This window comes from Levilactobacillus brevis (assembly GCA_021383565.1).
GTDB classification, from domain to species: Bacteria; Bacillota; Bacilli; order Lactobacillales; family Lactobacillaceae; genus Levilactobacillus; species Levilactobacillus brevis_B.
This window is the reverse complement of record CP079699.1, coordinates 625,481-649,705: the sequence shown is the minus strand read 5'-3', so window position 1 is coordinate 649,705 and position 24,225 is coordinate 625,481. Positions and strand designations below refer to the sequence as shown.

The window sequence follows — 24,225 nt, the reverse complement described above, 5'->3', positions numbered from 1 at the left end:
GTTACTCACTCCACTCACATAAGTCTACCGTTTGCTGCATTAACGTGGCAATGGTCATAGGACCCACCCCACCGGGAACCGGCGTGATGGCCCCAGCCCGGTCGACGGCGGCGTCAAAGTCCACGTCGCCCGTCAGCTTACCGTTTTCATCACGGTCCATCCCCACATCAATGACGATGGCGCCGCGCTTGATATCCGGCCCCTTAATCAGGTGCGTCACGCCCGTCGCAACCACCAACACATCGGCCGTGCGCGTCAACTCACTCAGGTGCTTGGTGTGCACGTGAGCCACCGTCACCGTCATATCGGCATTCAGCAACATTGCTGCCATCGGCCGACCCACGATCATACTGCGCCCGACGACCACGGCCTGCTTACCACGGAGATGCTCATTCAGAATCCCCAGCATGGTCATGATGCCCCGAGGGGTGCACGACACCGGGTAGTGTCCCGGCAAGTTAGCGAATAGTCGCCCCACATTCAAGGGATGGAAGCCATCCACATCCTTAGCCGGGTCGATCGCCGCCACCACGGCCTGTTCGTCCAGGCCTACGGGTAAAGGCGATTGAACCAGAATGCCGTGAATGCTGTCATCTTGATTATACTGTCCAACGATGGCGAGGAGTTCTGCCTGGCTAATCGTGGCCGGAAGTTCCCGCACCACGGACTTAATCCCCAATTTAACGGCCTTACGGTGCTTATTCCGCACGTAAATGGCACTGGCGGGGTCGTCGCCCACGATAATCACGGCGAGGCCGGGAACACCCCCCTGTTGTGCCAACGCCGCAACCCGTTGCTGGGTCTGCGCGTTGAGGTCCTTTGCGATCTGTTTACCGTCAATGATGATTGCCATTGAGACTCGTCCTCCCCATAAAATTCAAGTTACTTTCCATTTTAGCATACCTCTTCTGAAAACGGGCAAGGTATCCGTTCCCATAACGAAAACTATATTTACCCGGGGTTTAACGTTCAAAACTAGCCGCCTTACCGTTCGCCAAGTTTGGGCGAGAACGCCGTGGGCAGGACGGAAAGAGGCCAAAACCCCGCTCTTTTCCTCGCCTTGGGTCTTCACCCTTCCCAACTAGTCATTGCACCGTAGCAATACTTAATTGCTGTTTTCAGACCCGCTAAAAAACGAATCACGTTCCCTCGCTAACTATCCAAGAGCCATTCATCCCCACAAAACCCGTAAATAAAAGACCGGCCACCTCATCGGCAGTCGGTCCTGAATTTAAGCTTGTGAGTCCGCGGAGTCGCCGGCCAATGTATGGGCCAGCACACCGTTAATAAACCGTCGAGAACGGTCGTCACTGAAGTTCTTGGCTAATTCCAAGGCTTCGTTGACCGCCACACGATTCGGCACTTCTTCCACGTGTTCGACTTCAAAGAAAGCTATCCGCATAATGACCAGGTCGGTCTTAGCGATTCGCTTTAATTGCCAACCGGTACTTAGGTACTGGTCGATCTGCGCGTCCAGTTCGGCTTGGTTAGCCAAGACACCCTGAACTAACGTTGTCAGATAAGCGGGCACGGGAACGGTTTGGTTCGGGTCATCGGTCAAGACACGTTGGTACAACGCGTCCTGATCGGCTTCAGGATTGGCATTCAATGCAAACAGCATTTGAAATGCGCGTTCCCGAATCTGATGTCGTGTAAGTGTCACTATTGGTCACTGTCTCCTTCATCGGTCTGGTTAAACAGGTTATCAGGATCTACCTGTTGCGCCGTCTTTTCGGGAATGACGCCTTCCACGTGAACGTTTACTTCACGTAAATCGAGGTCGGTCATGAACAACAATTGTTGCTTCACGCTATCCTGAATGGCCAAGGCAACCTTGGGAACCGCTACCCCGTAATTCAAGTAAACGTAAACATCAACCGCTAATTCGTCGCCGTCAAACACGAGCTTAACGCCCTTACCGTGTTGTTCCTTGCGACCCAAAAGCTCCGTGACGCTGTTTGCCAATGAACCACGCATCCGCGCAACGCCTTCAGTTTGGCTAGCCGCAATGCCGACGATGATTTCGAGGACTTGTGGCGCCACTTCGATCTTACCCAGTGCGGGTTCCTTTGATTCTAAAATGATATTAGTATCTTCTGCCATTCGTTGACCCTCCCTTACTGTTTAAACGTTTGAAAACTTAGGCACGAGAAATGTAGGTTCCGTCCGTCGTGTTAATGGAGAGCTTGTCGCCTTCGTTAACGAAGAATGGCACTTGAACGACTAAGCCGGTGTTCATCGTTGCTGGCTTTGAACCACCAGAAGCGGTGTTCCCCTTGATACCAGGTTCCGTTGCCGTAACTTCTAAGACGACGGTGTTTGGTACTTCGATACCCAAGACTTCGTTACCGAATTGAACCAGGTCAACGTTCATGTTTTCTTGCAAATATGGGAGTTGATCCTTGATTTGTTCGTCAGGCACTTCGATTTGTTCGAAGTTGTCGGTGTCCATGAAGACCCGGTTGTCGGCATCTTCGTACAGGTATTGCATCGAACGCGTTTGGATATCCGCCCGTTCCATCTTAGCACCGGCACGGAAAGTCTTTTCTTGAACGGCACCCGTCCGTAAGTTCTTCAGCTTTGAACGAACGAAAGCGCCACCCTTACCTGGCTTAACGTGTTGGAATTCAATAATCCGCCAGATTGCGTGATCGACTTCAATAGTTAAACCGTTTTTAAAATCAGCAGTAGAAATTGCCATAATGTGTTCAGCCTCCTAAAATATGTCCTCTTTATAATATCAATTCTTACCCATAAAAAGCAAGATGGGCGCGCGACTTACAGAATAATTAAATTCCGCGGCGCCGTCGTCAGCGTTTCGTGGCCGGTTGGGGTGACTAACAAATCATCCTCAATTCGGAGGCCACCCTTACCCGCGAAGTAGACCCCGGGTTCCACCGTGATCACTTCGTTGGCTTGCATGACGTCTGGCCAGCCGCGACCGATGTTCGGCCCTTCATGGATATCTAAGCCGATACCGTGACCGGTACCGTGAATAAAGGCGTCACCCAATCCCTGTTCAGTCAGGTAATCACGCCCAATCCGGTCCAGTTCGCCACCCGTGATGCCGGGTTTGACGGCGGCCATAATCTTCTCTTGCGTCGTTTGCACAGCCTGATACGCGGCTTTCAACTGCTCACCGGGATCGCCTAACGCTACCGTCCGGGTCACATCAGACGTATAACCGTCTACGTAAAACCCACAGTCGACGGTCACCATCTCATGGTTAGCCAACGGTTTGTCGCTGGCCGAACCATGCGGCCAAGCCGAACGCGTCCCACTGGCCACGATGGTCTCAAAACTGGTTCCAGTCGCCCCATGGTCAGCCATCCAGTGTTCTAGCCACTGCGCAGCTTGACGTTCGGTCATTCCCACGTGGAGTTGATCGAAGAGTGCCGTCACCCCTTTACTGGTGAGCGCCGTGGCCCGCCGAATCGCGGCAATCTCGGCCGGTTCCTTGACCTGCCGCAAATTGTCGACCACTCCGGCCAACGGCACGATGTCCGTCCACAGATGCTCGTCTAACCACTGATATTCGTTTAAGGATAAACTATCCTCAATACCCAAGACGGTGGCTCCCACGGCCTGTAAATGGTCGTTAGCGGCTTGCAGATAATCTCGGGTGATTGCCAGCGGCATCGCCGGAATGGTCGTCTTCAATTCCGTCTGGTAACGCGCATCCGTGATAAACACGGCATCTTTGGCCGTCACCAGCAGGTAGCCATCGCCGCCCTCAACACTAGCACCCGCTAGATACTGTTGATTGCTGGCACTGGATACCAGAAAACTGTCAATACTCAGTCGGTCAAATTGTGCTTGTAAACGTTCGATTCTAGTCGCCATACACCCAACTCCTTTGCCATGATAGAGATGAATTGATTGTTGCGAAAATCATAACCTGTTTATTTCTGGCCGTTGCCGCTGAAAACTGCCCCCAAATGCGAGAACCGTTCCAGCAGACCGGCCGCCTTATCTTCATCGCGTCACGATTAAAGTTATGTAACCGGCCAGTCGGCCAGCTTCATCAGCTATGATCCAGACACTTAGAGAGAAGAAAGAAGAGCTCAAAGCGAATTGGTCTCGCCTCAAGCTCTTCAGTCGTTACGAGGAAAACCTCGTGTTATTTAGCTGCTTCTTCTGCAACTGGGTATACGGATACTTGGCGCTTGTCACGGCCCAGACGTTCGAATTTAACGACGCCAGCAACCTTAGCAAACAACGTATCGTCACCACCGCGGCCTACGTTTAAGCCAGGGTAGATGTGCGTCCCACGTTGACGGTAAAGGATAGAACCACCGGTAACAGTAGAGCCATCAGCAGCCTTCGTCCCAAGACGACGACCAGCAGAGTCACGACCGTTAGCAGTAGACCCACCACCTTTATGGTGAGAGAAGAATTGTAAGTTCATGTTCATCAGCATAAGTTTCACCTCCGCAAATTAATCTTTGGTCTCTGCGAATTTAACAAAATCCGCGTAATTTGTGGCGACATCTCTTAACCCATCCTCAAAACTCTGGAGGAGCGTTTGTCCCTTAAGTTCAGCCGTTGCTTCCAGCTTTGGTGGGAGGTGGACTTCCAGAAAGCCACCTTCCTGATCGCGATTGTCAACCTGCACCGGAATCTCAGCGATTCGTTGCAGGCTATTGACCGTCGTGATCGCAAGCACCGAGACTGCGGCACAAACGATGTCTTGACCATACTCACCTGAGTCAGCGTGGCCAGTGATTTGGAATGAATCGATTCGGTTGGCTCCGTGATGGAACGTCGCGTGAATCATCGAGATCGCCTCTCTAATCTTTAGGCTTAAGCGTTGATAGCATCAACGACAACCTTGGTGTATGGTTGACGGTGACCCTTCTTCGTATGTTGGCCCTTCTTGGCCTTGTACTTGAAAGTAACAACCTTCTTTTCCAGACCCTGCTTTTCAACAGTTCCAGTAACGGTTGCACCTGCAACAGTTGGCGTCCCGATCTTAGGCGTGTCGCCGCCGACAAAGACAACTTGGTCAAAAGTAACCTTTTCACCAGCTTCAACGTTCAACTTTTCGACGTAAACAGCTTGGCCTGCTTCGACCTTGTACTGCTTGCCGCCAGTTACGATAATTGCGTACATGTGTGTGCACCTCCTTATAATTTAAGACTTAGACTCGCCGAAAACAAGTGCTCCGCAAGCGGAAAACTTAATGACTCGTCCCGAGCGGTTGCAGCTGTGGAAGTCCACAAATACAACATGAAAATTATACTTGATGGGCTATCTCACGTCAAGCTTTATTTTCAATCCCGCTGAAAATAGCCGATTTACCCTTTCGGACTGGCCGTGAGAAACCACTGACTCAGTCGGGACGCCTGGGGGCTAGGCAACAGCTTGGCAAAGGTGCGGCCTAGATGCTCGTAGCCAAAACGCCGGTCATCAGCCAGCCACTGCATGACCATCCCCATGAAGGCGGACGCCAGATAGCTGGCCGGAATTTCATTTTCCGTTAGATGGAAGTTCTGCTGGTCCCCCTCAAAACGCAGACCGAATTGAAAGAGTTTTCCCATCAACGTGTCCAAGAAAAGTCGTCGGAACTGCGGAAATTGGGGGTCAAACAACGTGGTTAGAATCTGGTGGTGCCGGTCAGCGAACTGTAAGCCAGCGTTCACGTCAAACCCGACCACGCGAATCACATCTCCTGCGGATGCGGGGTCGGTAATCGTCGTGACCATCTCGGCGTATTCAAACCATTCCGTGATGAGCTGCTTCTCCGTTTGTAGCAGAAAGTCAGCCTTGTCTTTGTAGTGTAAATAAAAAGTTCCCCGTGTAATCTGTGCCGTCTTGGTCAAAGACTGCACGGAAACTTCCTTTAGTGGGTGGTCCTCAAGTAACGTGCTGAGCGCTTGGCGGAGTCGTTCATTGGTGCGAATGACCCGTGGATCGATATGACTAATGGTAGTCTCCTCCCTCTTGAGACAAAGTTTAAGGATTATTATTTTTATCAAGTTGTTGGACTTTGCCGATAATCATTGTGCAAATGATTGTTTACGGCTAATACTTTTTACGGCGGTCGACATTATCGTCAGATCAGCCAACGTCTGGTTGACGACTTGGACAAGTCCTTGAATTTTACCAGTCTCATCGTGAAAATACCAGCAAAATCCACCGAGTTACTTAACCGAATCACTGCTGGCAACCGACTATAAACTGATGCCGGCATCTTGATATGCGAAAAGGGCCGACGTAGAAGACGACCCCTTTTAGTTGTAAATACTAATAATCATTGGCCTGACGATCCAGGTTGACCTGGCGTTTGGCCTCATAGGCGGCTTGAATCTCATCTTGTTTGAAGCCCAGATCGACGAATCCCCACTTCAAGAAGAGCCGCCAAGCGTGGCGAAAGTCCTCTTGCCGATGGTCGAAATGACTGTTAAACAACATGCGTTTTAAAATTAAGTATTGTTGGTCCAAATCCTTAGCGGGCCGACTCTTCTCTAAACCCGTCAAGTCTTCTTCGGTGATCATAATCAGATGCGTCCAGGTCTTCTTCGCAGCCACCAAGAAGAAGAAGTCCATGGCATCTGTATATTCCGTCAGCAGGGTCTGTCGTGGTGTCTGGCCCTCATCGGCCTTACCGCGGTGCGTCTTCCACACCTTGAACCACTCGGACGTATTCGCCGTTTCGGCCAACTCAACATCCAGCGCCACGTAGGCATTTTCAATCTGCACCTTGCGCGGCAACTCGATGTCTCTGTCCCGGGTAATCTGCTCGTCCAACGCAATGGACTGCTGCACTAATTTTGCTAACTCTAACACCGACTAAGCCTCCTATCCGAAGATGAGTGGATCTGACTTGACTTCCAGATCCGTCAGGTTTTCTAAGTACCAATCCCGCATAAACGGGTATTTCAAGAGCACATCGAACCAGGAAATCTTCTGTTCATCGTCGTGAACGGTCAGGACCCATTCCGGTTGACCCTCTAACTGATTGTTGAAAATATCGACGACAATCCCCTTGTCCAACGCAATCTCGGCACCGTTGCCATTCACGCCGTTGGTCAGCATGTAGTCGTTCTTGGCCGCCGTCACGAACAGCCGATCCACGATACCAGCCGGTAGATCCGCCGCCCGTACCGCGTAATTCTGCCGGTTCGCTGCATCCAAGATGTTGAAGTCCACGGAGTACCCGTAATCTTCCTTCAGGTAACGGGCAAAGTCGATCAGTACCTGAACGGAGGTCTTCACCGTTTCTGCAGGTACCGTGTCGTGCAGATCAATGATAAATAACTGCGTCAACGCATGACTGTTGAAGCGCATCATCTTCCGTTCCAGGTTCAGGTAGAATAGTGATTGTCCCGTGGCCCGTTCGCGGTAGAACACACCGCCATTTTCAGACGATTCCACGCGGAAGTTAAAAGACCCCCGGTCGCCCAGCGTCGTCAATTGCTGCGTCAATTCCTCGCGATGGTCCCGCGATTGGACGATAACCTGACTGCCCTGATCGTGTAGTTCCAACATCCGCGACATAAAGAGTAGGTAGTAGTCGGCGTTGCTGTACTGGTGCGGGAACGTCACGTAGTCGGAATCAAGCTTAAAGTCGGCCAACTGGGTCGCCGCGGCCACCAATTCGTTGGGGTCGGTCGTTCGGATCAGTTGGTCCATCAGCTTGGTAAAGGTCAGCCCCGTTTGTAGGCCGTCCTTAATGGCTTCGTTGTAGTTCAACAGACGGCCACTGGTGGTTAGCGTAGACGGATCGTTTTCGTTAATCATCGACGGTCACCTCACCCTCGCTTTTGCCTAAAAGGCTGTTCAAGTAGTCGGCATATAGGCTAGCATTGTGTGCTTCGAAATGTTCAAAGTCATCGAAGGCGTCGCGAATGCTCTGCTTTTCGTAATTTAAGATGGTATCTTCCTTGGACAATACCAAAATTTTATCGTCATTTTCCTTAATCAACTTGTGGGCGTTCAGGGCCTTTTCGTCCTGGTCCGCTAACTCCGTCAATTGGTCGATAATCTCCTGACGTTCAGTCTTCACCTTGCCGGATTCCCAAGGCATACTGCTCTTACCACTGTTTTCTTTCAGTTGTTCACGCAGTTGGGTCTTCTGGTTATCCCGCTTCGGTTGGGCGTTGACCAATTCCTGAAGCTTTTCACTCTCGGCGGAAATGGACTCAATCTTAGAGGTATTGAGGCGTTGGCTCTGGCTTTCCAGTGCAAATGAATCCCGCAACTTCTGGTATTCGGTCTTGTCGAACTCGAACTGAACGTTGATGACGTCTAGGTCACCGAACAAGCGCCGGTCCCACCAGTTACCAAAGTAGATGTGGAACATCCCCGTGGTAAATTCTTCGTAGTAGAAGAAGGGATAGATGTGTCCTAAATAATCGATTAATTTATCGCTCAAATAATGGCTAATTTGGGGATGAATGTTGTCGACCAATTCTGCTAAATGGTTCACAGAGCGGTCTGCCCGCGTCTTCTTTACTTCTTGGTAATAGCGAACTTGATCAAGAAGTTCGTAGATTTTTCGGTCATCACCATGCTGAACCGCTGCCTGCATCGTACTTAAGTAATCGAGTTTGTTGGCGATTACCTGCGTCAGGGCATCGGCCGCATTGGCTTGCTGTTCTTGATTTTCCATGGATTATCCCTCATTCTCATGTTCCCCAGCCTGTGCTGAAAACATTTGGTTATACGTTCATGTTACCAAAAAACGCCGGAGAATAAAGCAGTTTCCCCAAAATTTGCCGGAAAACAATGAAATTTTTAAAAAAAACGGCTTGTCAGCTTCCGAACCAACTAACGGACAATCGGGGGTCACTGGCAGCCGTCGGCCACGTTCGGCAAACAAAGAAGCCGCCCACAGCTTGTAGCTGTCGACGACTTCTCTTTTCAACCGCACACGACCGCAATGGCCGTGTCGATTTATGCGTTAGATTTAGCACTAAAGATTGAAAGTTTGTGAATACTCCCCGATTCCCAGCTGACAGGGCCTATCGCCATTAAACTAGCCATCAACACCATCTGCGACTGCCAGAGATTCCGGCGCTGTGGGGACCGCCCTTTGGCTTTTCCCGTCCTGCCCACCGCGATCCAGACCAAATTTGGCGAACGGTAAGGCGGCCGGTATGCGACTAGGATATTATCATGGATGGTATCCTTGTCATACCACGGATTCTAACTATTTTATAGCTTTCAACCTTCAGTTTAGTACAATTCCAGGTACTGATCGCGTTCCCACTGGGAAACTTGCGTCCGGTAAGAATTGTATTCCAAGGTCTTGGCTTCCATGAAGCTTTGGAACAGGTGGTGCCCCATGGCATTGCGGATGACCTCATCGGCGGCCAGGTCCTTCAAGGCATTGTGCAGGGTATCAGGCAAGTTGGTAATGTGATTTTCTTGTCGTTCCTCGGCATCCATCCGGTAGATATTCCGGTCAATCGCCTCGCGTGGGGCCAATTGATTCCGTAATCCATCCAAACCGGCTTCCAGTACGGCCGCAATGGCCAGATATGGGTTCGCCGCTGGGTCCACGCTCCGTAGTTCCAACCGCGTTGATAATCCTCGAGAGTTAGGTACCCGAATTAATGGGGACCGGTTAGACCCGGACCAAGCAACGTAGACTGGCGCTTCGTAACCGGGAACCAGACGCTTGTAACTGTTGACGATTGGGTTGCAGATGGCGGTAAAGCTCCGCGCATGCTTCAACAGGCCACCCAAGAAGTGGAAGGCATCTTCAGACAGTTGCATGTTCCCCTTTTCATCGTAGAAGGCATTGCCCTTGTCATGGAATAAGGACATGTTCAGATGCATCCCCGAGCCGTTGATTCCGGCCAGAGGTTTTGGCATGAAGGTCGCATAGAGGCCATATTTCCGGGCAATTGTCTTCACGACCAGCTTAAATGTTTGAATGTTATCGGCCGCAGTCAAGGCGTCCGCATACTTAAAGTCAATTTCGTGCTGACCAGGAGCGACTTCGTGGTGGGCCGCTTCGACGTCAAAGCCCATTTCTTCCAGGGTTAAGACGATTTCACGCCGACAATTTTCGCCCAAGTCCATTGGCGCCATATCGAAGTAGCTCCCCTTATCGTTGAGTTCCGTCGTTGGCTTGCCATTTTCATCCATCTTGAACAGGAAGAATTCGGGTTCTGGTCCAATGTTGAAATCAGTGAAGCCGGCCTTGCGCATATCGCTTAAGACCCGGATCAGGTTGTTCCGTGGGTCGCCTTCAAATGGCTTACCGTCTGTGGTGTAAACTTCACAGATCACCCGCGCAATCTTGCCCCGTTCCGTACTCCAAGGGAAAATCATCCAAGTTGATAGGTCAGGGTACAGGTACATGTCACTTTCTTCGATCCGCACGAAGCCATCAATGGAGGAGCCGTCAAACATTAACTTGTTGTCTAGCAACTTGCCTAATTGGCTGATGGGTACCTCGACGTTCTTGATTGTGCCGAATAAATCGGTAAACATTAGCCGTAGAAACTTAACGTTTTCGTCCTTTGCCATCTGGCGAATATCATCTTTGGAATAATCCCGTTTTGCCATTAAAATCGCTCCCTGTCAGTTTTTGTATCTACCAAATGCGTCGGTTAAAGGGGTCGCTGCTGCAGCCCCGGGTCCGGATGTCCCAGGCCGGCTTGCCGAATGAACTCATCCTGCAAGATTCGACGAACATCCGCATCGGTCAACGGTTGCTCATGCGCTTCACGTTTAGCCTGAGCCGCAGCTTGTTGCTGATCATAAATGGCTTTGATCCCCGCTACGTTCACGCCGTCCGCTAAATAATCCCGGATCTCAAGTAACCGGTCAATATCATTCAGCGAATAGAGGCGCCGGTTCCCGTCGCTCCGTTCCGGAGAAATCAGGCCTTGAGACTCGTAGTAGCGAATCTGCCGGGCCGTCAAGCTCGTCAACTTCATCACGGTTCCCATTGGCAGTACAGCCATTGACCGTCGTAACTCTTTCTCCTTCATGCGATTGGCCCCCTTTAACTATGACGCTATCATACCACCCCTAGGCAGGGAGTCAAGAACTTATGTTAGATTTTATGACATGAGGGCTGACTTTTAACGAAACCTTAGTTAATTTTCTATACCAAATTAGGATTGCAGCCACGCCGCGACCCGTTTTTCAATGATTGTGAGCTGTTCCGGGTGCTGGACCAAATCATACCACGTGGCCGTCGTTTGGTTACGGAACCAGGTTAACTGCCGTTTAGCGTAGTGTCGTGAATCCTGTTTGACCGTTTCGATGGCCGCCGGAAGCTTGGCCGGCGTATCCAGAACCGGCAACAACTCGCGGTAGCCAATTCCCGTGGCCGCCGGCAAGTCACGACCACCCTGAGCGGCCAGCCACTTCACCTCAGCCAACAATCCCGCCTGCACCATCTGATCGACCCGTTGATTGATTCGGTCGTAGAGTAGGCTACGGTCGGTGTTGAGTGCCACGTAACAGTCATCGTACTGGGGGCCATCGTCTTCTTGGTGGGAGAATGGCTTGCCTGTGACCGCAATCACTTCGAGGGCCCGTACCGTTCGCCGTACATTGGTGGTCGGAATCTTCGCCGCCGCCTGGGGGTCCTGGTCGTTGAGCTGATGCCACAGGTAGTCGGCCCCTTTGTCCGCTGCGATGGCTCTAAATTTATCCCGAATGGCGGGATCGCCGGGGGCGTCGGCGCCTAACTTGAGGCCGTCGAACAACGCCTGGAGGTAAAAGCCCGTCCCCCCGGCAATGATTGGTAAATGCCCGCGCGCAATAATCGCCGGAATTAACCGTTGGGCCGCCGCCACGAACTGGGCGACCGTAAACTGCTGGTCAACGTCGCGCACGTCAATTAAGTGGTGCGTGGCCTGGGCCTGCTCTTCTGGGGTGGCCTTGGCCGTCCCGATGTCTAGGTGTCGGTAAACTTGCATGGAGTCCCCCGAGATAATTTCACCGTTAAATTTTTGGGCCAGGGTGATGGCCAGCGCGGTCTTGCCCACGGCGGTCGGCCCCACGATTGCTAAGACTTTTTCCATGAATCAGATTCTCCTTGTATTTGCTGCCGCAGACGAACCGCCCGGGCCGGATAATCGGTAATCATCCCCGCAAAATGATGTTTGAAGCAGTAGGTCATGTCCGCAGTAGAATTTACCGTCCAGGGCCGCAACTGCATGTGCGGTAACCAGAAGCGGTGAGCTTTCACCCAGCGAATATCGGGATGAAGGTCTGCAACCTGATGCAACCGCTCCATCTTTTTGGCCTGCCGACTCGCCGTCTGAAAGAGCTTGGCGTACTCCGCTTGCGGATAGAGGCGGCGCAACGTCACCAGCGATTGTGCCCGAAAGCTAGAGAAGACTAGCCGAAACCCCACGGGGTGCTGGGTAAAGTACGCGGCCAGTTGCTGTTCGAGGCCGGGATACGGGAACTTGTTGGTTTTTAATTCGAGGTTGAAGATTCCCGTGAAATGGTTACGTTGTAGCAAACCAATCACCTCATCCAAGGTTGGAATCCGGGTGGCCGCATAGGCCGGATCGAAATGAATGCCCGCGTCCAACGCCTTGAGCTGGGCCAGTGTGTGGTCACGGACCAGTCCGGTGCCGTTAGTCGTGCGGTCCACCTGCTCATCGTGCATAATGATCATCTGCCGGTCGCGTGACAGTTGGACATCCGTCTCAATCCCATCAGCCCCATCATCCAGGGCCGTCTGAAAGGCCACTAGCGTATTCTCTGGTCGGGTACCCTTACTGCCACGATGGGCAATTATCTGCGTCGTTTGTCGCGTAAACATAGTTCCCACTCCCCTCACTATCTTCAAAATCTAGCGTACCACAAAACACTCAATTTTTTCGCCGGGAATCTGCTAATCACTGGCTATTTCTGACAAAAACCAGCATAATGGAAGCGGATAACCAATTAATTAAACATGATGGGAGTCGATACGATGAAACATTTCACAAAGGGATTCCTCTTTGGCGTTGTCGCAACTGCTAGTGCTGTGGCTGGAGCCGTCTTCTCTTTCAGAAAAAAAGTCGTTCAGCCAATTGAAGATCAAGAAGCCCGGTTTGAAGAAAACCGGAAACGGGCCAACCGGAAGAGTCACTCTGCTCACCATGGTTAAGCCCCTCAGGAATCTGGAATTCTCCGGGTTCCTTTTTATTTTCGGCGCCGGATCATCATGAGACATCCCACGCCCCTGACTTGTGTGAATCTCTCCTACAGCTAAGTATAAATGATGATTGCCCCATCGTATATAGTCAATGTGGTTAATTAAATTAATAATCTTGTGTTAGCGGACCCAATTAGCGCCCCACTAGCTAGTGCGATGTCACCTAAAATTCCCCACAAAAGAAGGACCCCCGGCCAATGCCGAGCGTCCTCATTTTTTAATACTTCGTCTTCTTCGTCTTACCTTCCCAACGCACGTAGCCACTCTTCAGGATAAAGATCTGCTTGAATCCATCTTTACCCAACATAATGGCTGCCCGCGTGCTCATGGTCTTCCCTTGGTCGTATAAGTAGACCGGGAGATCCTTACGCAATTGGTTGTGATAAGCCTTGAAAGTGGAATAAGGAAAATTACGCGCCCCCAAAATGTGTCCCGCGTCAAAGTCCTTCTTTTCGCGTACGTCGACGACTTGAGCCGTCCGAATACCAGCTTCAAATGTTTCGGCGTCGATCAACTTTGCTACCCGGTTGCGCCGGATAATCGTGGTCAACTGCCAGCCGCCCCACACGGCAATAAGAATGATTAGGACAATCATGTAGACCGTCCATCCTGAGATTGCACCAATAACCAAAACGAAATCTTCCTTCCTAATCCTCTAAATCTTTAGTTTGTTTTTTGGAACCGCAATGCTAATGAAGCGGCCCCGATGACCCCGGCGTCATTACCAAGTTGTGCCAACCGCAGTTTGGTTGAATCCCGAACCGCTGGAAAGGCATTTTCCTGGAAGTACCGTGTCGTTGGTTGTAACAGCGTGTTGCCGGCATTTGAAACGCCACCACCGATGATGATGTTGGCTGGATTCAAGATGTTGGCCACGTTAGCCAAGGCTAAGCCTAAGTAGAAGGTCACGCGATCGACCACTTGGTTGGCCAAGATGTCCCCGTTGTCGGCTAAATAGAAGACCATCTTGGACGTGACACTTTCCTGATTGTCTTCCATTTCCTTCAACCGTGACGTGCCCATGAAGTCCTTAGCCATGTCAGCAGCCACGTGGACCACCCCGGTTGCGGAAGCGTATTGCTCTAAGCAACCACGTTTTCCACAAGTACACAGGTAACCGTTAGGCTGAACCGTCACGTGACCGAGTTCACCGGCGCCACCGTTAATCCCGTGGAGTAAGTGACCGCCAGCGATGACCCCACCGCCGACACCCGTACCCAGGGTAACGAAGACGACATCGGCATCCTTCTCACCGGCACCCTTCCAGTATTCACCCAGTGAAGCCACGTTGGCATCATTATCCAAGATGAACTGCAGGCCAATGCCGGCTTGGATCTGATCGCGAACCTGTTGTCGCTTCTTCCAATTTAAGTTGAAGGCGCCAATCACGGTCCCATTGTCAATATCTACAGAGCCCGGCGTCCCCATGCCGATACCGATAAAGTCATTCTTGCTAAAGACTGAATTGCTAATGTGTTGGTTGATCGATTCGATGATGTTAGGAACAATGTGGCTCCCCTCATCTGAGATGTCAGTCGGGATGCTCCACTTTGCGAGAATTTCGCCGGCAGTGGAGAGAAACGCCATCTTTGTCGTGGTCCCGCCTAAGTCGATTCCAATTAAATTCCGTGCCATACTCTAAATCCCTCCAATGGATTGGTGTTGATCTTTTGCATGTTGTACTTCAATGCGGTGTTCATGTGTGAGAACCACCTTGGCCGCGACAAAGGTCTTGTCATCGACCACCCGTGCTTGATGGAGGTGATCCAATTCCAATGCCATGACTTCGATGTCCCAAAGACGCTTGCCCACGTAGACATAAATACCAAATTTTTTAAGTAGCTGCTGAACATCATATAACGTTTTCATTGTGCCACAACCTCCGTGAAATTGCACGAGACATTTTCGCTTCTACTGCGCCATACCGTGCAGATACAACCATACCAATCCAACGATTAAAGCAACTGTTGCTACAACTCGTTTAACTGAACTAACCTTACCAATTCGAGGAACTCCCAGTGAATACGCTACCAAAAACCCGGCAACCAGTCCACCAATGTGCCCCGCTAAATCAATCCCCGGCGCGAATAAATCGAACAAAATGTTCATCACCACGAAGGCCAGGAAGGTCTGCGTGAGCTGGCGAATCACGGGATTTTGCCAGAAGGATTCACCCAGCATCATGAACGCCCCAAACAGGCCGAAGATGGCCGTGCTGGCCCCAGCTGATAAACTATTCGAGAAACAAAAACTCGCGACGTTCCCGCCGATGCCAGCCACCAAAAACAGGGCCAAAAATCGGGTGTGCCCAAACGCCGCCTCAATCTGAATCCCCACAAAATACAGGGTAATCATGTTCATGAGGATGTGCGTAAAGCCAATGTGCAGGAAGATCGGGGTGAACAACCGCCACCACTCACCCTGTTGGATCAAGGCGTTGAGCTTGGCCCCGAAGGTAATCAAGACATTGACGTTGGTACTCCCCCCGTCAAGGGTCATTGCCCCGTAGACCAGCACCATGATGACGATTAGGCCCACGGTCATAAAGGGATATTGATTCAGTCGGCTCAGTCGATACTTAACTTGCGCCACGCTGCCGCTTCCTCTCTATTCTAATTTAGCGGCTAGTACCGCGTCCAATAATACGTCAAAAGAATCAACGGGCCAGGTCGGCCGGTCTATCTGTTGCGCCGGCAATGCCAAGGCCACCTTGGTGCCGGTCGTCTTGGGTAAATAACGATCATAATAACCGCCACCGAAGCCCACCCGTTCACCAGTCGTCGCAAAGACCAGTCCGGGCACGATCAGCAGGTCGAAGTCAGCCGGATCAATCACGCGATTGTCTTGCGGCTCCATCAGCCCGAATTTCGTCCGGGAGAGGGTCGTCGTCTCATCCATCATGTGAAAGGCCATCTGTCGGTGCGGCAAAGTCTGTGGCACCGCGACGGTCTTGCCATCGGCCTGCGCGCGCTCAATAATTGGACGCGTAGCTAACTCGAAGCCCCCGCTAATCGTGGTCGCAATAGTCGTTGCCTGTTGATAGGTGGCCGACGCCCACAATTGCTGGTAAAGACTATCGGCCGCTCGCCGCCGGTCTAGCACGGACATTTGAGTCAGTGCCTGAATCGTTTGTTGCCGAATCTCTGCTTTGCTTGGCATCATTTACCCCCTTGATTCTTTCAGATATAAAAAAAGGGTCGGACTCTCGCCCGTACCCTTACTTAGTTTCGCGATGCAAAGTTACTTTCCGTTCACGCGGGCAGTACTTCTTAAATTCAACCCGGTCCGGGTTATTACGCCGGTTCTTGCTGGATAAGTAGTTGCGTTCGTGACATTCAGTACATTCTAAAGTGATGTGTACACGCATTGTGGGTAACCTCCCAACTTGTTCAGAATTACAGGCATGAGCCTTAACTCGTAATATATTACCATTAATTCGGGACAATTACCAGCTATAAATCCAAATATGTTAAGGAAAAATACTTAACAGCTAAATTAACGGCTACTGCTAGGGTTTTAGCCTATCAAAACATTCGGAGAAATTCAACGTTCCAAAGGTTAAAAGCTAGAAACCAGCTAAAACCCTTAGTATGAAAAGGATACCATCCATGATAATCGGCTAGTCGCGGACTGGCCGCCTTACCATTCCCCAAATTTGGTCTGGATCGCGATGGGCAGGACGGGACTAGCTAAAGGGCGATCTTGTTCCTCGCTTTGAGCCGTCAGCCCGCATCTCAAAGACGCCATTTTCTCAGCCACACTAAATTTATTTCTGCTAAAAAAAGCAACGCCCACCAGCCCATGGGCTCGTTGACGTTGCTTAACGGTACTTATTCATTAATAGTTGAGGTTGACTGCACCGTCTTCCAGTAGGCGGCGTAAATTTTCTTAGCCAATGTCATGTTGTTACTTTCGGCGTCAACCCCCAAGTTTGGCATGGCCAAAGCCACAACCACTTGTGGATGCGTCGATGGTGCGTAGGAAGCCAGACTTAGCGTAACCGTTTCGTTACCCTTGTAATACGTCTGGGCCGTCCCAGTCTTGGCCGAGATCTTCGGCGTGATTGAGGACATGGCGCCCCCGGTCTTGTAGGTATTGCTCCCATGAACCACATCGTAGAGCCCTTCCTTGACCAGGTTCTTCTGTGCCGTCGTCATGTCGATGGTGTTCAACACTTTCGGTTCCACCGTCGACTTGACTGCGCCTAGTTTCCCAGACGACGTCGTACCACGAATAGACTGTACCACGTGTGGTGCGATCCGCGTACCGCCGTTGGCAATCGTCGACATGTACTGGGCCACCTGCATGACGGTGTAGGCATCGTAGTTCCCGAAGGACAAGTCCAAGGCATTCCCAATGTGGGCAAATGAACTCGACCCTTCCAAACCCGAGCTTTCACCCGGCAAATCGATCCCAGTCTTCACGCCCAGACCGAACTGCTTGAAGTACCCACGTTCGATGTCAAACGCCTTGGTACTCATGGTCAACGCAGCACCGGATGAGTATTTAAATCCGGCTTCCTTCATCGCCAACTGCATCATGTAGGAGTTAGACGAGACTTCAAGGGCCCCCGCGGCATTGACCGCGATGTTTTGGCCCCCGGACTTGTTGAACCAGGACGCCTTCTTGACCCCACCAACGGTAATCGGCATATCGGTCAGGGTACTGTTGGTAGGCGAGATCACGCCGTCCATCAAGGCACCGGATACCATGGCACCCTTGACCACGGACCCCATCACGATATCGCTGTTGATGGTGCCCAGCGCATTATCGGTAATCTTACCTGTGGACGGATTCCGATCAACCCCGGCCATTCCGATGACGCCCCCTGTATTCGGGTTCATCACCACGGCGTAGGTCCCGGTGGAGTTTCCGCCGGCGCCAGACTCGGCCGATTTAACCAGGCTTTGCAGCTGACTCTGGAACTTAGAATTGATGGTCAATTGCAGGTTATCACCCTTCTGACCACCATACTTCTTAACTTCCTTCGTGACGGTGTTATTCCCGGCCACTTCGACCTGCTTTTCGGCCTTGGTTCCGCGCAGCACGGATTCATACTCTTGTTCCAGGTAAGATTGCCCCACACTGTCGTTTCGCGAATAACCTTGGGCTAGCAGTTCGTTGACCCGATCACTCGGTAACCCGGTCTTTTCGGACGAAACGGTCCCAATGATGGAGTTCATCGACTTACCGTTCGGGTAATCCCGTGACCAACTCGTCCCCACTTGAACCCCAGGCATCTCGGATAAATGTTCACCAATCTCAGCAATTTCAGTGCTGGAGACACCGGAATCCTTGATGTAGGTGGTGGACAACGCGTAAGCCCCACTCATCTTAGCAAAGATAGCGGCGGCATTCTGTTGGGTCTTAGTTAGTTTAAAGGAAGAATCGTTCTCTAAATAACTCAAGGCCTTGTTGTAGAGCGCCGTCGTCGACAATCCCTTGGTCCCGGAGAGCTTGCTTTCAACCGCCTTCAACCGTTTCGTATCGGTCAAATAGTAATCGATTGACTGCCGGGGCGTGAGGCTACTGGTTGAGACCGTCAAATACTGGCCAAGCTTGTTGGCAATGTCGTACATGCTGGTCGACAACACGTTGACTCCCTTGGTGTAGGAGATCGCCTGATGGGCCTTGTTTCCCACTAAGACTTTCCCGGTGGAATCATAGACCATCCCCCGTTGAACGTTGGTTGTCTCAATGGTGGTATCGGTCGAATTGACCTCCGCCTTAAATTTTGACCCGTAAATCACTTGCAAATACGCCAACTGACCAATCAGCGCCGCAAATAACAGGGCAACGATAATGAATAGGAAGTTTAACCGAAACGGAATCTGCGACTTTTGTGGGCCGCCAGACCGCCGATTACGGTTGCTAACTCGATTATAAAAATTCTTCACAACAGCTCTGCTCCTTATTGTACAGCTACTATTTTACCAAACTTCGCTTGAGACAACTATCCCGCTACCGAAATTTAATGTTTCTATGCTATTCTAGAGACCAGAAAGCAAAATGTACAGGCTCCAAGTTAACTTTTATAATTTCTAAAGATTGAGGTGGCTTACTTGCAAGTTCGAAACCGACGTTGGCGCCTCTCGCCACGCCAACTTACCCTACTCGGGGCTTTTTTAACCCCTTTTATTCTCATGACGGCCTATTTCATTTACCGTCAAATGGCACCGTTTGGGTCGAGTAGCCTGTTAACGGTCGATTTAGGGCAACAATATATCGACTTCTTTGCTTACATGCGGCGGGCCCTGCTTCACGACCCCAGCAGTATCTTCTATTCCTTCGCCAATGGTTTGGGCGGCGAAATGTTGGGCACCTGGGCTTACTATCTCCTGAGTCCTCTGAACTGGATTCTACTGCTGTGCCCCGGCGCCTCACTGACGACCGGTGTCTTCCTCCTGACCGTCATCAAATACGGACTGGCCGGGTTGACCTTCGCCTGGCTCCTCTCAAAGACGACGCAACAGACTGGCCTCAAGGCGATCACCTTCGCCACGGCTTACGCCTTGATGGGATGGTCGATTGCCAACCAGCTGAATATCATGTGGTTGGACGCGGCCTACCTGTTGCCGCTGGTCTTCTATGGCCTATACCTCGTGATGACCACCGGTAAATGGCGAACCTACGTGATTTGGCTAACCATTTCACTGATCGTCAACTACTACATGGCCTACATGATTTGCTTATTCATGATTTTGACCTTTATCTTTCTGGCCGTCGATCGGTACACCGACTTCCGTAGCACGTTGAAGCAGGCTGGCCGCTTTGCCTGGACCTCCATCACCGCCGGATTACTTTCGGCGGTGGTCTTACTGCCGACTTGGTGGTCGCTGGCTCAGAGCAAGGCCCAGTACACGGTCACGTCATTTAAGTGGAAATTCGAATTCTTCCCACCCAAGATGCTGGCCAAGTTCTTCTTAGGCGCCTTTAACTTCGACCAAATGCCGGATGGCACGGCCAACCTCTTCATCGGGGCGATCGCGCTCCTCGGGGCCTTATTTTACTTTGGCAGCCGGCAGATTGCGCGCCGTACCCGGATTACGGCGGCCATAATCACCGTCTTTCTGGCACTCTCGCTATGTGTTCAACCGTTGGATCTTCTGTGGCACGCGGGTCAATTCCCCGTCTGGTACCCGTACCGATTCTCCTTTATCGTCAGCTTCTGGCTGATCTGGTTGGCAGCCCAGGCGTTAACCGATGACTTTGAACCCGGCTGGCTGGCCATCGCGCTTGCCACGGTAATCGTGGCGGCCGGGGCGGCCTACGTCGCACTGAATCTGAAACACTTTAAGTTTCTCCAGCTAAATCAGGTCTTACTGGGGCTGTTCTTCGTGGTGATGGCGCTGATTCTGACGACGCTTCCCATCAAGAATTACTGGATCTACCCGCTGATGTTCTTCGTCATCGGGGTCACCGAAGTTGCCGCCAACGCCTTCACCTCGTTAAACAACATTAGCTACGTCTCTCAGAGCGAGTATGGCAACTACACCAATGAGTTACAGCGACTGGTTAATCGCGTTCAGAAGAAGGATCAGAGCTTCTATCGGATGGGAAAGACCTTCATGCGGACCAAGGGGGATGCCTTCCAGACCGGATTCAACGGTGGTGGTGTCTTTTCCTCCGTCCTCCCCAAAGCTGTTCCCGCTTTTTACGGCAACACGGGGAACCCCGATGGTGATGGTTTTGTGGCCTACAGCAACGGAACTCTGGTGACAGATTCTCTGTTGAATATGAAATACTATTTCCAACAAAAAGAACTTACCGGCGCACTGAGTGGTTCCAGCATGCTACCAGCAACGTCTAACAAGGCCGATGTGGCCGATTACACCAAGATCGGCGCCGACCACTGGGCCACGACCTACAAGAACCCCTACGCCCTCCCATTGGGCTATGCGGCCAATGCCCAGATCTTGTCGTTGAAGAACAAGACGGCCGATCCGGCCCAGTACCAGGCCAACTGGTTGTCAGCACTGACCGGTAACTCGGCCGACCGACAGCTCTACGTTGCGGAGAACTTCGATCAGGTGACCTTTGCTAACATTAATCAACAGACTAAGATTACCGGCGCCATGCTTCAGAAGAAGAATCTATTGAAGCCGGGAAGTATCACGTTGACCATGAAGCCGACGACTAACGATCCGTACTACCTGACGTTTGGCTCAACCGTTAATCCGGATAATGCCACCTTCGTCCTCAATGGCAAGACGCTGAATCAATACAAGACGTACCGCAACACCATTCTCGTCAGCGCGGCCGACCACGCTAAGGGCAAGACCATCAAGCTGACAATTACCTTGAAGAAGGGCTCCCTGTGGCTGGAAAACTTCACATTATACCGGCTGAATGCCAACCTGTTCAAGTCGGCGGTCACCCAGCTCAAGACGCAACCTTGGCATCTCACCAAACATTCCAGCCGTTACTTCAGGGGGACGATCACGACGACCAAGGCCAATGAGGTCTTGAACACGTCGATTCCGTACTCCCAAGGTTGGCACGCAACGGTCAATGGCAAGCCCGCCAAGACCTATAAGACGGTCGGCATGTTTACCGCGGTGAAATTACCGCAGGGGAAGAACACGGTGACCCTGTCCTACTGGCCACCGCTACTGAACCTCGGCCTACTCATTAGTGGCTTAACCCTCGTTATCCTGACGGGCGGCTGGTGGTTGGTTCACCGGCGTCGCTAGTATCATGCCAATCGCCTTACCGTTCGCGCCAGTCAGGCGTTCCGCCTACCAATAGGTAAACGGTCGGCTGCACGCCTGGCGAACTCTGCCACGATTGTAATTTTCACTGAAGTTTAAGACGGGGCCCCCACTAGTAATTGGTGGACTGCACTTAATCAATCACAGTGGACAATCGTCAACGTAGCCGTGAGTGAAGCGAAATCTAGGCTCAGCCGGGGAATTTATCAGCGATTCTTGCTGATAAATTGGTGACTTTGAGACGAGGGCTTTTCGGCTCAAAGCAAGGTCCGAGACCGCTCTATGGCTCGGACCGGCCTACCCCAGCGTTCCAGCCTAGATTTCGCGAACGGCAAGGCGACCAGTCAACGGCAAATTGTCAAGAGATGCTTGATCCGAAGAACCCGCTGCGCACAGCCATCAACCTCAATGAATGAAATGAAAACAAGCGGTCCGCCAGATAATTGGTGGACCGCTTGTTTGGCGTAAACGTCTTTACGTTGAAGGTGCCTAGCTGTGCCTCATATCCTACCGGAAACGGCCGCCAAACACAAGCAAAAGCCCCGTGACAAATCGACCAAGAAAAAAGAGTCTGGCCAAAACTTCCCAAACTCCTGCATTTCAAATCCAGATAGCCAAAACATCCGCCGCCAGGCAACTGGTTTTGCGCTAATCTAAACTACTTCTGATCCAATTCACCGTTATCCTCGTAAATATAGGTCGGCCCATCCGTCTTGGGATCGTAATCAATGGTCAGGTCGTAACCCACGAAGAACCATTGATCCCCTTCAGTAATGTAGTAGGTCACATCATCCTTGGTCTCCGTTACAACAGGATCTCGAGGATGGTCATCCGGCGTCATCCCCAGCGAAAACCCTTCATGCACTGGGGTCTTACCATAGACCTTACCGAAGAAGCGAATGCCACGACCGGTCATTCCCATTTCTTCTCGAAACCATTTACTTGCTGCATCCGTCACCGTAATTTTCATTATCCAAGACTCCTCTTAGGCAGACTATGAATCCGTTTTCATGTTCTCCTCCTTTATAACATGCAAGGGTTGTTTTTGGCAAGTTTCTGACACATTGGCTCATTACTGCAAAAAAAGCCTCGGCAAAACTGCCCAGGCTTTCCGCCGAATCATTATGAACTTATTCCACGTCCAAAACTTTGACGGACATGTCGCCACCCGGCGTATCAAAGGTGACTTCTTCACCCTTACGGTGACCTAACAGGCCCTTCGCAATTGGCGAATCATTGGAAATCTTACCGGACATTGGATCGGCTTCAGCAGCCCCCACGATGGTGTATTCTTCGGGTTCTTCATCGGGTAATTCCTTGAAGGTGACCTTCTTACCGACCGTGATTTCATCCTTGTCGGTCCCATCGTTGTCAATGATTTGGGCGTATTGGAGCATCCGTTCAACGGTGCTAATCCGCGTTTCCAGCATACTCTGTTCGTCCTTAGCTGATTCGTATTCTGAGTTTTCGGATAAGTCCCCGTAAGAACGGGCAATCTTGATGCGGTCGATTACTTTTGGCCGTTGCACCATCTTTAAGTCTTCCAGCTCCTTTTCGAGCTTTTCCTTACCTTCTTCAGTCATTGGATACATTTTATCTTGTGCCACACTGGCCACCCCTTTAAGTTATTTTTTTAAATGTTAACGCGCACGCTAACTTAAATTTTTAATTTGTAGAAAAGGTTAGCCGGTTTACCAGCTAACCCGTCCTATTCTATATGGTTGTATCTGGATTGTCAAAAACTTGTTCATTACCACTGGCTTCAAGAATCGCCCGAATCTTCGTAACGAGCAGGTCAATGGCAACCTGATTCTCGCCACCTTCGGGTACAATCAGATCCGCGTAACGCTTGGTTGGTTCCACGAATTGATGGTACGTTGGCTTAACGGTCGCGAGGTACTGCTGAATGATGGATTCTAGCGAACGTCCCCGCTCATTCATGTCCCGTTCGATCCGCCGAATAATCCGAATATCATCGTCCGTATCAACGAAAACCTTGATATCCATCAGATTCCGCAAGCGTTCGTCATCCAAAATCAAAATACCTTCCAAGATGATGACGTCCCGTGGTTCCTGGTGAATGGTCTTGTTACTCCGCGTGGAAAGCGTGTAATCGTAGACCGGCTTTTCAATGGGCTTACGGTCCAACAACTGCTTGAGTTGTGAGATCAGCAAATCCGTATCGAAGGCCAACGGATGGTCATAGTTCACGGCTGCCCGTTCTTCCATGGTCATGTCCGACTGGTCGTTGTAGTACGAATCTTGTTGCAAAATCATGATGGAATGTCCAATCAATTGATTAAAAATTGCCCGACTAACCGTTGTTTTACCGCTCCCGGAACCCCCGGTAACCCCAATAATAATCGGTCGCTTTTTGTCTGCCAACATTGT

General features: G+C 51.1%; 28 protein-coding genes and 1 other annotated feature. Of the genes, 2 read left to right on the top strand and 26 right to left on the bottom strand.

All coding sequences use genetic code 11. The features are described 5' to 3' along the window. Position 1: 1 nt before the first annotated feature. From KB236_03145 to KB236_03070, 16 genes are all read right to left on the bottom strand, one after another. Positions 2-853, bottom strand: a complete 852-nt coding sequence (locus tag KB236_03145; protein ID UIF29748.1) for a bifunctional methylenetetrahydrofolate dehydrogenase/methenyltetrahydrofolate cyclohydrolase — start codon at positions 851-853, stop codon at positions 2-4. Between the two features lie 378 nt (positions 854-1,231). Then, entirely contained in the window at positions 1,232-1,663 is a 432-nt protein-coding gene (gene nusB / locus KB236_03140; GenBank protein UIF29747.1) for a transcription antitermination factor NusB, read from the bottom strand. Continuing rightward, entirely contained in the window at positions 1,663-2,103 is a 441-nt protein-coding gene (locus KB236_03135) for an Asp23/Gls24 family envelope stress response protein (protein UIF29746.1), read from the bottom strand. The genes nusB and KB236_03135 overlap by 1 nt, the downstream gene beginning before the upstream one ends. A gap of 37 nt (positions 2,104-2,140) precedes the next feature. After that, complete coding sequence (efp, locus tag KB236_03130) at positions 2,141-2,701, bottom strand: elongation factor P (GenBank protein ID UIF29745.1); 561 nt, start codon at positions 2,699-2,701, stop codon at positions 2,141-2,143. A gap of 77 nt (positions 2,702-2,778) precedes the next feature. Next, positions 2,779-3,843 carry a Xaa-Pro peptidase family protein gene (locus tag KB236_03125; protein UIF29744.1) on the bottom strand — a complete coding sequence of 355 codons (1,065 nt, stop codon included), beginning with the start codon at positions 3,841-3,843 and terminating at the stop codon, positions 2,779-2,781. 277 nt (positions 3,844-4,120) lie between these two features. Next, positions 4,121-4,417 carry a 50S ribosomal protein L27 gene (rpmA, locus tag KB236_03120; GenBank protein ID UIF30274.1) on the bottom strand — a complete coding sequence of 99 codons (297 nt, stop codon included), beginning with the start codon at positions 4,415-4,417 and terminating at the stop codon, positions 4,121-4,123. A 21-nt stretch (positions 4,418-4,438) separates the two neighbouring features. Then, positions 4,439-4,777, bottom strand: a complete 339-nt coding sequence (locus KB236_03115; protein ID UIF29743.1) for a ribosomal-processing cysteine protease Prp — start codon at positions 4,775-4,777, stop codon at positions 4,439-4,441. 26 nt (positions 4,778-4,803) lie between these two features. Next, positions 4,804-5,112: a 50S ribosomal protein L21 gene (rplU, locus tag KB236_03110; GenBank protein ID UIF29742.1), complete on the bottom strand. Its 309-nt coding sequence runs from the start codon at positions 5,110-5,112 to the stop codon at positions 4,804-4,806. Positions 5,113-5,132: 20 nt separating this feature from the next. Then, positions 5,133-5,212 (bottom strand) — a sequence feature (ribosomal protein L21 leader region). Positions 5,213-5,297: 85 nt separating this feature from the next. Further along, complete coding sequence (locus tag KB236_03105) at positions 5,298-5,831, bottom strand: TetR/AcrR family transcriptional regulator (protein UIF29741.1); 534 nt, start codon at positions 5,829-5,831, stop codon at positions 5,298-5,300. A gap of 415 nt (positions 5,832-6,246) precedes the next feature. Then, positions 6,247-6,789 (bottom strand): dUTP diphosphatase, encoded by a 543-nt coding sequence (locus KB236_03100; protein UIF29740.1) that lies wholly within the window; start codon positions 6,787-6,789, stop codon positions 6,247-6,249. Between the two features lie 12 nt (positions 6,790-6,801). Next, positions 6,802-7,743, bottom strand: coding sequence for a hypothetical protein (locus KB236_03095; protein ID UIF29739.1), 942 nt, complete (start codon positions 7,741-7,743; stop codon positions 6,802-6,804). Then, positions 7,736-8,614 carry an exonuclease SbcC gene (locus KB236_03090; protein ID UIF29738.1) on the bottom strand — a complete coding sequence of 293 codons (879 nt, stop codon included), beginning with the start codon at positions 8,612-8,614 and terminating at the stop codon, positions 7,736-7,738. The genes KB236_03095 and KB236_03090 overlap by 8 nt, the downstream gene beginning before the upstream one ends. Positions 8,615-9,180: 566 nt before the next feature. Continuing rightward, a complete protein-coding gene (glnA, locus tag KB236_03085) occupies positions 9,181-10,521 on the bottom strand; it encodes a type I glutamate--ammonia ligase (GenBank protein ID UIF29737.1) in 1,341 nt (446 codons plus the stop codon). Positions 10,522-10,565: 44 nt separating this feature from the next. Further along, positions 10,566-10,949, bottom strand: a complete 384-nt coding sequence (locus tag KB236_03080) for a MerR family transcriptional regulator (protein ID UIF29736.1) — start codon at positions 10,947-10,949, stop codon at positions 10,566-10,568. A gap of 126 nt (positions 10,950-11,075) precedes the next feature. After that, positions 11,076-11,993: a tRNA (adenosine(37)-N6)-dimethylallyltransferase MiaA gene (miaA, locus tag KB236_03075; protein ID UIF29735.1), complete on the bottom strand. Its 918-nt coding sequence runs from the start codon at positions 11,991-11,993 to the stop codon at positions 11,076-11,078. Further along, positions 11,978-12,745, bottom strand: a complete 768-nt coding sequence (locus KB236_03070) for a glycerophosphodiester phosphodiesterase (protein ID UIF29734.1) — start codon at positions 12,743-12,745, stop codon at positions 11,978-11,980. The genes miaA and KB236_03070 overlap by 16 nt, the downstream gene beginning before the upstream one ends. Positions 12,746-12,898: 153 nt before the next feature. On the opposite strand from KB236_03070, the gene KB236_03065 reads away from it, so the two are divergent. Beyond that, a complete protein-coding gene (locus KB236_03065; protein ID UIF29733.1) occupies positions 12,899-13,075 on the top strand; it encodes a DUF3042 family protein in 177 nt (58 codons plus the stop codon). Between the two features lie 265 nt (positions 13,076-13,340). On the opposite strand, the gene KB236_03060 is transcribed toward KB236_03065, so the two are convergent. The 7 genes from KB236_03060 to KB236_03030 form a co-directional block, all read right to left on the bottom strand. Further along, entirely contained in the window at positions 13,341-13,718 is a 378-nt protein-coding gene (locus KB236_03060; protein ID UIF30273.1) for a rhodanese-like domain-containing protein, read from the bottom strand. Positions 13,719-13,786: 68 nt separating this feature from the next. Beyond that, positions 13,787-14,758, bottom strand: a complete 972-nt coding sequence (locus KB236_03055) for an ROK family glucokinase (protein UIF29732.1) — start codon at positions 14,756-14,758, stop codon at positions 13,787-13,789. A 3-nt stretch (positions 14,759-14,761) separates the two neighbouring features. After that, a complete protein-coding gene (locus tag KB236_03050) occupies positions 14,762-14,992 on the bottom strand; it encodes a YqgQ family protein (protein UIF29731.1) in 231 nt (76 codons plus the stop codon). Between the two features lie 42 nt (positions 14,993-15,034). Beyond that, a complete protein-coding gene (locus KB236_03045) occupies positions 15,035-15,715 on the bottom strand; it encodes a rhomboid family intramembrane serine protease (GenBank protein ID UIF29730.1) in 681 nt (226 codons plus the stop codon). A 15-nt stretch (positions 15,716-15,730) separates the two neighbouring features. After that, the gene (locus KB236_03040; protein ID UIF29729.1) at positions 15,731-16,282 is read right to left on the bottom strand and encodes a 5-formyltetrahydrofolate cyclo-ligase; all 552 of its coding nucleotides are present in this window, start codon (positions 16,280-16,282) and stop codon (positions 15,731-15,733) included. A 58-nt stretch (positions 16,283-16,340) separates the two neighbouring features. After that, positions 16,341-16,490 (bottom strand): 50S ribosomal protein L33, encoded by a 150-nt coding sequence (gene rpmG / locus KB236_03035; protein ID UIF29728.1) that lies wholly within the window; start codon positions 16,488-16,490, stop codon positions 16,341-16,343. A gap of 463 nt (positions 16,491-16,953) precedes the next feature. Beyond that, entirely contained in the window at positions 16,954-19,020 is a 2,067-nt protein-coding gene (locus tag KB236_03030) for a penicillin-binding protein 2 (GenBank protein ID UIF29727.1), read from the bottom strand. Positions 19,021-19,185: 165 nt separating this feature from the next. On the opposite strand from KB236_03030, the gene KB236_03025 reads away from it, so the two are divergent. Then, a complete protein-coding gene (locus KB236_03025) occupies positions 19,186-21,816 on the top strand; it encodes a YfhO family protein (GenBank protein UIF29726.1) in 2,631 nt (876 codons plus the stop codon). 676 nt (positions 21,817-22,492) lie between these two features. On the opposite strand, the gene KB236_03020 is transcribed toward KB236_03025, so the two are convergent. The 3 genes from KB236_03020 to udk form a co-directional block, all read right to left on the bottom strand. Further along, positions 22,493-22,804 carry an iron-sulfur cluster biosynthesis protein gene (locus tag KB236_03020; protein UIF29725.1) on the bottom strand — a complete coding sequence of 104 codons (312 nt, stop codon included), beginning with the start codon at positions 22,802-22,804 and terminating at the stop codon, positions 22,493-22,495. 160 nt (positions 22,805-22,964) lie between these two features. Beyond that, positions 22,965-23,441, bottom strand: a complete 477-nt coding sequence (gene greA / locus KB236_03015) for a transcription elongation factor GreA (GenBank protein ID UIF29724.1) — start codon at positions 23,439-23,441, stop codon at positions 22,965-22,967. A 106-nt stretch (positions 23,442-23,547) separates the two neighbouring features. After that, positions 23,548-24,222 carry a uridine kinase gene (gene udk / locus KB236_03010; GenBank protein ID UIF29723.1) on the bottom strand — a complete coding sequence of 225 codons (675 nt, stop codon included), beginning with the start codon at positions 24,220-24,222 and terminating at the stop codon, positions 23,548-23,550. Between the last annotated feature and the right edge of the window lie 3 nt (positions 24,223-24,225).